The organism is Promicromonospora kroppenstedtii DSM 19349, assembly GCF_000515355.1.
Lineage (GTDB): Bacteria > Actinomycetota > Actinomycetes > Actinomycetales > Cellulomonadaceae > Promicromonospora > Promicromonospora kroppenstedtii.
Map to the genome: position 1 here is coordinate 119,813 of NZ_KI911665.1, position 7,162 is coordinate 126,974.

Below are 7,162 nucleotides of genomic sequence, written 5' to 3' on the forward strand. Positions count from 1 at the left end.
GTGCGGGCACCGCACGCCGTCCGCCGGCGGCACGGGTCCGGGGATGCCCTCGTGGGAGAGCTCGGTGCCGTGCGCCGGGCAGACGAACTGGTGCCACCAGCCGCCGCGCTCGCGCGGCAGGCCGGACGCCACGGCCGCGTGCCCCGGGACGAGGGAGGTCATCGGGGCCAGGTCCCGCCGTCGACGTCGAGCGTGGTGCCGGTGATGTACGACGCCTCACGCGAGGCGAGGTACAGGACCGCCGCGGCGACGTCGTCCACGGTGCCGGGGCGGCCGACCGGCGTGCCCGCGACCATCTTCTGCTGCGCCTCGGCGGTGCTGAACGTGCCGTGGAACGCGGTGTCCGCGATGTAGCCAGGGGCCACGGCGTTCACCGTGACGCCCTTGGGCCCGAGCTCCTTGGCCAGGCCCTTGACGAACCCGCGCACGGCCGCCTTGGCCGCCGCGTAGACGACCGAACCCGGCCCGCCGCCGTTGTGCGCCGCGAGCGAGGACATGGCCACGATCCGTGGCCGGTCCGACTCCAGCAGGTGCGGGATCACGGCCCGGCAGGTGCGGAACGTCGCGCCGAGGTTCACGTCCACCACGGACGCGTAGTGCTCGTCGCTCATCTCGGCGACCGGCACGCGGCCGATCAGGTGCCCCGCGTTGCAGACAACCACGTCGAGCCCGCCCAGGAACGCCACGGACTCCGCGACCAGCCGGTCCACGTCCTCGGTCACCGTCACGTCGGCGCGTACGGCGACGGCCTTGCGGCTGAGCGCCTCGACGTCCGTCACGGTCTGCGCGGCTGCGTCGGCCGAGCTCCCGTAGTGCACGACGACGTCGGCCCCCGCGGCGGCCAGGCCCAGCGCGATCCCCCGGCCGATGCCGTGCCCCGCGCCCGTGACCAGTACCCGTGCGCCCGTCATGTCCATCGCCATCGTCAGTCCTCTCGTTCGGCACGCGGCACCCTGCCGCGTGTCAGCTGTTGCCCGCGTGTCACTTGATGCCCGCGTTGGCGAACCCACGCACGAAGTACTTCTGGCCGAGGAGGAACAGCACCACCATCGGCACGGTCGCCAGGGTCGTCCCCGCCATGAGGAAGGCCCACTGCGTGTCGTTCTCGGTGCGGAACACCGACAGGCCCACCTGGATCACGCGCATCGAGTCGGTGCGCGTGACGAGCAGCGGCCACAGGAAGTTGTTCCAGGAGCTCTCGAAGGTCAGCAGCGCCACGGTGATGAACGCCGGCTTGACCAGTGGCGTCATGATCCGGGCCCAGATGCCCAGCTCGCTGACGCCGTCGAGGCGGGCCGCCTCCTCGAGCTCCACCGGCAGGTCCAGGTAGAACTGCCGGAACAGGAACACCGCGAACGGCGTCACCGCGCCGGGGACGATCAGCGCCCACCAGGTGTCGAGCCAGCCCGTGCCGCCCTGCCCCAGGATGTCGTTGCCCCCGAACAGCGGCATGAACCGCACGATCAGGAACTCCGGGATGATCTTCGTGTAGGTCGGGATCATCAGCGCCGCGACGAAGCCGATGAACACCAGCTCCGACCCGCGGAACCGCAGCCGGGCCAGCGCGTAGCCCGCCATCGACGCGATCACGAGGTTGATGGCCGTGTGGCTCACCGCGATGATCAGGCTGTTGCGGGCGTAGGTGAGGAACGGCGCCGCCGCGAGCGCCTCGGCGTAGTTGCCCCACGCCCACTGGGCGGGCAGGAACGACGGCGGGGTCGCCGCGAGGTCCTGGGGTGTCTTGAGCGAGGTGAGGATCATCCACACGAAGGGCACGACCATCACCACGGCGATGACGGTCAGCACCAGGTAGAGGGCGCCGCGTTCGAGCCGGCGGCGGGCCGCCGGGGTGCGGGAGGAGCCCGGGGTCGTGCGCGGCGGGGCCGCCACGAGGTCAGTGCCTGCCACTGTCGCCTCCGTTGAGCCGTCGGTTCGCGAGGGTCAGGATCAGCAGGAACACGAACAGCACGATGGACTGGGCGCACGCGTAGCCGACGCGGAACTCCCGGAACGCGGACTTGTAGATCTCGTAGGTCATCATCGTGGTCGTGTTCGCCGGCCCACCGTCGGTGAGTATGTAGATGAGGTCGAATGCCTGGAAGGCGGAGATGACCGAGGTGACGAAGACGAAGAAGGTGGCCGGGCGCAGCAGCGGCAGCGTGAGGCTGAAGAACTGGCGCGTCCGGGAGGCGCCGTCCACCGACGCCGCCTCGTAGACGTCCTTCGGCAGCGACTGGAGCGCGGCCAGGTAGATGAGCATCTTGAGGCCGATGCCCTGCCAGATGCCGACGGTGATGACAGCGGGCATCGCCCAGGTGGTCGACGACAGCCAGTTCTGCGCGGGCAGCCCGAAGAAGCTCAGCACCGCGTTGAGCAGGCCGCTGCGCGGGTCGTAGATCCAGAGCCAGACCAGCGCGACGGCGATGGTGGCGGTGACCTGCGGGATGAACACCGCGGTGCGGAACAGCGCCCGCGCCCGGAGCTGCGTGTCGAGCATGAGGGCGATGAGCAGGGCGATCGCCATCGCGACCGGAACGGTGAAGAACGCGTAGACCAGGGTGTTGAGCATGCCCCGGCGGAAGACCGGGTCACCGAACGCGTCCAGGTAGTTCTGGATGCCGATGAACCGGGGCTGCGTGAGCACGTCGTAGGACGTGAAGGACAGCACGAACGCGGCGACCACCGGGATGCCGATCCAGATCAGGGCGTGCAGGAACGCGGGTGCCACCATGAGCATCCCGGCGCGACGGCGGGCCGCCCCCGCTCGTCCGCGCCGGGGCGCGGGCGAGCGGGGCGGGGCGGAGGACGGCGCGCTCACGGCACGCGGCGCGGAGACAACGGCCACGACGGACCCCTCTTCCTCGAGTGGACGGACCGGGTCACAGGCGGGCGATCGCGTCGTCGGCGATGCCGGCGAGCTGGGCGATGGCCTGCTCCGCGGTCTGCTGGCCGACGACGGCGGTCTCGAGGGTGGGCTTGATCTTCTCCCGGATCTCCATCCAGGCCGGCGTGCCGCCCTCGGACCGCGCCTTGCCGAGGTTCTCGAGCGCGAACGCGACCATCGGGTTGCCCTTGACGTAGTCGCTGTCGCGGAGGTCGGAGATCGCGGGGACGGAGCCGCGCTGCTCGGAGGCGACCAGCACGGCGTCGGGCGAGCCGAGGAACTCCACGAGCGCCCGCGCGGCGGCCGGGTTCTTGGAGCTGGCCGACTGCGAGATCATCGTGCCGCCCTGGAGCATCGCCGGGGCGGTGTTCCCGAGCACGAAGGTGCCAACCTTGTCGACCAGCTCCGGGTTCTGCTGCTGGAGCTGCACGTAGAGCGAGTTGTTGGTCATCATGATCGCCGAGGTGCCCTGCTGCAGCGTGGTCGGCTGGCCAGCCTCGGTCGTGAGCGCGAAGTCGGCCGAACCGTCCGCCACCATGTCGAGGAAGAGCTGCAGGGCCGCGACGCCCTCCGGGCTGTCGAACAGCACCTCGCGCCCGTCGGCGGAGAAGAGCTCGCCGGAGTTGCCGAACAGGAACGTCTCCCAGCACTGGCGCAGGTCGATCGAGAACGGGTCGAACCCGGCCCGCTGGAGGGTCCCGTCCTTGTCCCGGACGGTGAGCTCCTTGGCGATCTCGCGCAGCTCGGCCCAGTCCTTGGGCGGGGCGGTGATCCCAGCCTCCTCGAAGAAGTCCTTGCGGTAGGCCACGATGCGCGTGTCCAGCACCATGGGCAGCGCGTAGAGCTTGCCGTCGAACCGCGACGGTTCCAGCACGCGCTCCTCGTAGGTGTAGCGCGTGGCCAGCGACTCGGGCAGGGGCGCGATCGCGTTCTTGTACGCGAACGGCGGGATCCAGCCGACGCCGAGGGTGACGACGTCGGGCATGAGGCCGCTCGCCAGGCCCGTCGTGATCTTCTCGTTGAGGGAGCCGTAGTCCGTGTAGTCGACGGTGACGTTGACGTCGGGGTACTTCTCCTTGAACTGCTTGAGCAGGTTGCCCTCGAGCGTCTCCTTGCCCGTGGCGCCCTCGAACAGCGCGCACAGGAAGGTGATGTCGCCCTGCGCGGGGCCGCTGGCGTCGGCGGCGGGTGCGCCGCTGCCGCTCGTCGTGGCGCATCCCGCCATGACGGTCGCGGTCCCGAGGCCCATGGCCACGAGGAAGTTGCGACGGCTGAGTTCCATGACTTGCCCTTTCGATCGGCACTGATCTCACCCAGGCGAGGGAGTCTGCCATGACTCCCTGGTGTAACGATGCACTGACCATAGGGGGCCTTCAGGCAGGGGTCAAGTGTCCGTTTATGGACTATGCTGGCGTCAGTTCAGTCCATCGATGCACTGGCAAATGGGCTGGATCTCGAACCGGAGGGGGCCACACCCGCACATGGCTGGAGTCACGATCCTTGACGTCGCGCGAGCGGCGGGGGTGTCAACGAGCACCGTCTCGAACCTGCTCAACGGCCGCACGGAACGCATGCTGCCCGAGACCCGGCAGCGGGTGGAGTCCACCATCCGCAAGCTCGGCTACCGGCCCAACCGGGCCGCCCGCCAGCTCCGCACCGGCAAGCCGCAGGTCATCGGCCTGGTCGTGCCGTCGGTCGGCAACCCGTACTGGGGCGCGCTCGCGCGCCACGTCGAGGCGGCCGCGCTGACGCAGGGCTTCCACGTGCTGCTGTGCAACTCCGAGCGCGACCCCGGCCGCGAGCGCCAGTACGTCGACGAGCTCGTCTCCGACGGCATCCGCGGCATCGTCCTGTGCTCGTCCCTGCCTTCCCTGGAGCACGTCTCCAGCCTGCTGGAGGACGGCCTGCGGCTGGTCGCCTTCGACCGCACGGCGCAGGCCACCGACCCGGTGGGCCTGATCAACGTGAGCGTCGACAACACGATCGGCGCGGAGCTGATGGGCGAGCACCTGGTGTCGCTCGGCCACCGCAGGATCGCGTTCGTCTCGGGCGCCATCCGGTCGATCAACCGGACGGAGCGGTTCGAGGGTTTCCTGCGCGCCCTCGAGCGCGCGGGCATCGCGCGCCAGGACGTCGTCACCTGGCCCGGCAGCAGCGTCGACAGCCAGTTCGGCGACGTCGAGGCCGCCGAGCTGGGCCGGGTGGCCACGACCGAGCTGCTCGCCGGCCCCAACCCGCCCACCGCGATCTTCGCGGTCAACGACATGACCGCCATCGGCGTGTGCCGCGCGGTGCGCGACGCCGGGCTGGAGGTGGGCCAGGACGTCTCGGTCGCCGGGTTCGACGACATCGTGCTCGCCGAGCTGTACTCACCGGCGCTGACCACCGTGCGGCAGCCCATGAAGGAGATGGCCGCCGCCGCGTTCCGCGCCCTGCACACCCCGCAGGACGACGACGGCTCCGGAACGTCGCTGCTGTTCCGGCCGGAGCTCGTCGTCCGTGACTCGACGGGGCCCCTCGCGGGGTGACGGGCGGGGTCAGGCCTCCCGTGGGGCGCGCGTGCGAACCGGCGCCGGCGGGCCCGCCCGGGCGCGGGACGTCAGCGCAGCTGCGGCAGCACGTGCTCGCCGAACATCTCGACGAACGCGTCCTGCCGGCGTCCGACATGGTGCAGGTAGAGGCGGTCGGCGCCCACGTCGCGTAGCTCGGCGAGACGCGCCGTGAGCTCGCCGGGGTCCGCGGAGACCAGCACGGCGCGGCGCACGGCGTCGATCCCGACCCCCCGGCCCAGCGCGTCGAACGCTGCAGTGGTGCGCGTGTCCGCGGCCACCTCGGGCGCGACGGTGATCGTGCGCCACTGGTCCAGCGCGACCGCCTCGGCCTCGGCCTGGGTGGGCGCCCACGAGAGGTGCACCTGGACGGCCACCTCCCCGACCCCGCCCGCCTCGCGGTAGGCATCGACGACCTGGCGCAGCTCCGCCACCGGGCGGTTGACCGTGATCAGGCCGTCCGCCCAGGCGGCGTGCCGCGCGGCGGTCGCGGCAGTCAGGGCCGGACCCAGCAGGGCGGGAGCGACCTCGGGCAGCGTCCACAACCGCGCGTCGCGGACGACGACCCGGCCGACGTGGTCGACCTCCTCGCCACGCAGCAGCGCCCGGATCACCTCGACGCACTCCACCAGCCGGGCGTCCCGCTCGTCCTTGGCCGGCCAGGGATCGCCGGTCACGTGCTCGTTGAGGTTCTCGCCGGAGCCGAGCGCGACCCAGAACCGGCCGGGGAACATCGCGCCGAGGGTCGCGACCGCCTGGGCCACCACCGCCGGGTGGTACCGCTGACCGGGTGCGCACACCGTGCCGAAGGACAGGCCGGTGGTGGCCAGCGCGGCGCCGAGCCACGACCACGAGAGCCCGGACTCGCCCTGGCGCTCGCTCCAGGGGGCGAGGTGGTCCGAGCACATCGCGGCGTCGAACCCGGCGTCCTGCGCGAGCCGGACGGCGCGCAGACCCTCGGCAGGGTGCAGCTGTTCGTGCGAGACATGGAAACCGATCGTGGTCATGCGCCCTCCGCGTCCCCGTCGATCGTGCGTCGCAGCCATCGGTAGCCGTATCCGGCCAGGTCGATCCGCCCGTCCGCCCTCACCCCGGCGTAGTCCTGGTCGACGTGCACGTCGACGTAGCGCGCCGCGCCCGCCTCGAGGACCGCGACCTCCTCGGCCGGCAGTGCGGCGACCACGTCCTCGTCGGAGAGGTTGGCCAGCAGCAGCACGCTGGACTCCTCGACCTGGTACCGCAGCGCCAGGACGGCCGGGACGCCCACGTCCCACACCTCGGGGCGCGTGCGGCCGAGCTCGCTGATGCCCAGCCGCGCCCGCACCAGGCCCCCGACCCGGTGCAGCAGGGAGCCGTCGCGCACGTTCTGCTCGTCGACGCTTACGTGCTCGGGACCGTAGGGCCCCGTGACCACGGGTGCGGGGAAGCGGTCGGGCGACGCGTTGGAGAAGCCCGCCGACGGCGTCGTCGACCACTGCATCGGCGTGCGGACCGCCTCACGCTCGGGCCGGTCGAGGTCGTCGCCCATCCCGATCTCGTCCCCGTAGCGCAGCACCGGGGGCCCGGGCAGTGCGAGCGCGACGGCGTGCGCCAGGGCGACCCGGCGCACGTCGCCGCCGAGCATCGGCGCCAGACGACGGCGGATGCCGCGGCCGTACGCCCGCATCGAGTCCTCGGGGGCGAAGGCGTCGAGCACCTCCGAGCGCTCGTCCGCCGCGAGCCGTTCGAG

7 protein-coding genes are annotated in these 7,162 nt (G+C 71.6%); 1 reads left to right on the forward strand and 6 read right to left on the reverse strand.

The window, feature by feature from the left end; genetic code table 11:
• Positions 1–158 precede the first annotated feature (158 nt).
• Genes PROKR_RS12925 through PROKR_RS12940 form a run of 4 tightly spaced genes read right to left on the reverse strand, consistent with a single transcriptional unit; the run spans position 159 to position 4,166 of the window.
• Positions 159–923 carry an SDR family NAD(P)-dependent oxidoreductase gene (locus PROKR_RS12925; protein ID WP_036963790.1) on the reverse strand — a complete coding sequence of 255 codons (765 nt, stop codon included), beginning with the start codon at positions 921–923 and terminating at the stop codon, positions 159–161.
• A gap of 58 nt (positions 924–981) precedes the next feature.
• On the reverse strand, positions 982–1,908 hold the full coding sequence (locus tag PROKR_RS12930; RefSeq protein WP_245605810.1) for a carbohydrate ABC transporter permease: 927 nt from the start codon (positions 1,906–1,908) through the stop codon (positions 982–984).
• Complete coding sequence (locus tag PROKR_RS12935) at positions 1,895–2,845, reverse strand: carbohydrate ABC transporter permease (RefSeq protein ID WP_036963792.1); 951 nt, start codon at positions 2,843–2,845, stop codon at positions 1,895–1,897. Before PROKR_RS12935 ends, PROKR_RS12930 begins: the two co-directional genes overlap by 14 nt.
• A gap of 34 nt (positions 2,846–2,879) precedes the next feature.
• Positions 2,880–4,166, reverse strand: coding sequence for an ABC transporter substrate-binding protein (locus tag PROKR_RS12940; RefSeq protein ID WP_036963794.1), 1,287 nt, complete (start codon positions 4,164–4,166; stop codon positions 2,880–2,882).
• A gap of 199 nt (positions 4,167–4,365) precedes the next feature.
• On the opposite strand from PROKR_RS12940, the gene PROKR_RS12945 reads away from it, so the two are divergent.
• Positions 4,366–5,412, forward strand: coding sequence for a LacI family DNA-binding transcriptional regulator (locus PROKR_RS12945; RefSeq protein ID WP_036963796.1), 1,047 nt, complete (start codon positions 4,366–4,368; stop codon positions 5,410–5,412).
• Between the two features lie 71 nt (positions 5,413–5,483).
• Here the strand turns inward: PROKR_RS12945 and PROKR_RS12950 are convergent, their stop codons facing one another.
• Together PROKR_RS12950 and PROKR_RS12955 are read right to left on the reverse strand one after the other, a co-directional pair.
• Complete coding sequence (locus tag PROKR_RS12950; RefSeq protein ID WP_036963798.1) at positions 5,484–6,440, reverse strand: TIGR03885 family FMN-dependent LLM class oxidoreductase; 957 nt, start codon at positions 6,438–6,440, stop codon at positions 5,484–5,486.
• Positions 6,437–7,162 (reverse strand): alpha-amylase family glycosyl hydrolase (locus PROKR_RS12955; RefSeq protein ID WP_036963800.1); only part of this gene is annotated, 726 nt, incomplete at its 5' end. The genes PROKR_RS12955 and PROKR_RS12950, both read right to left, overlap by 4 nt.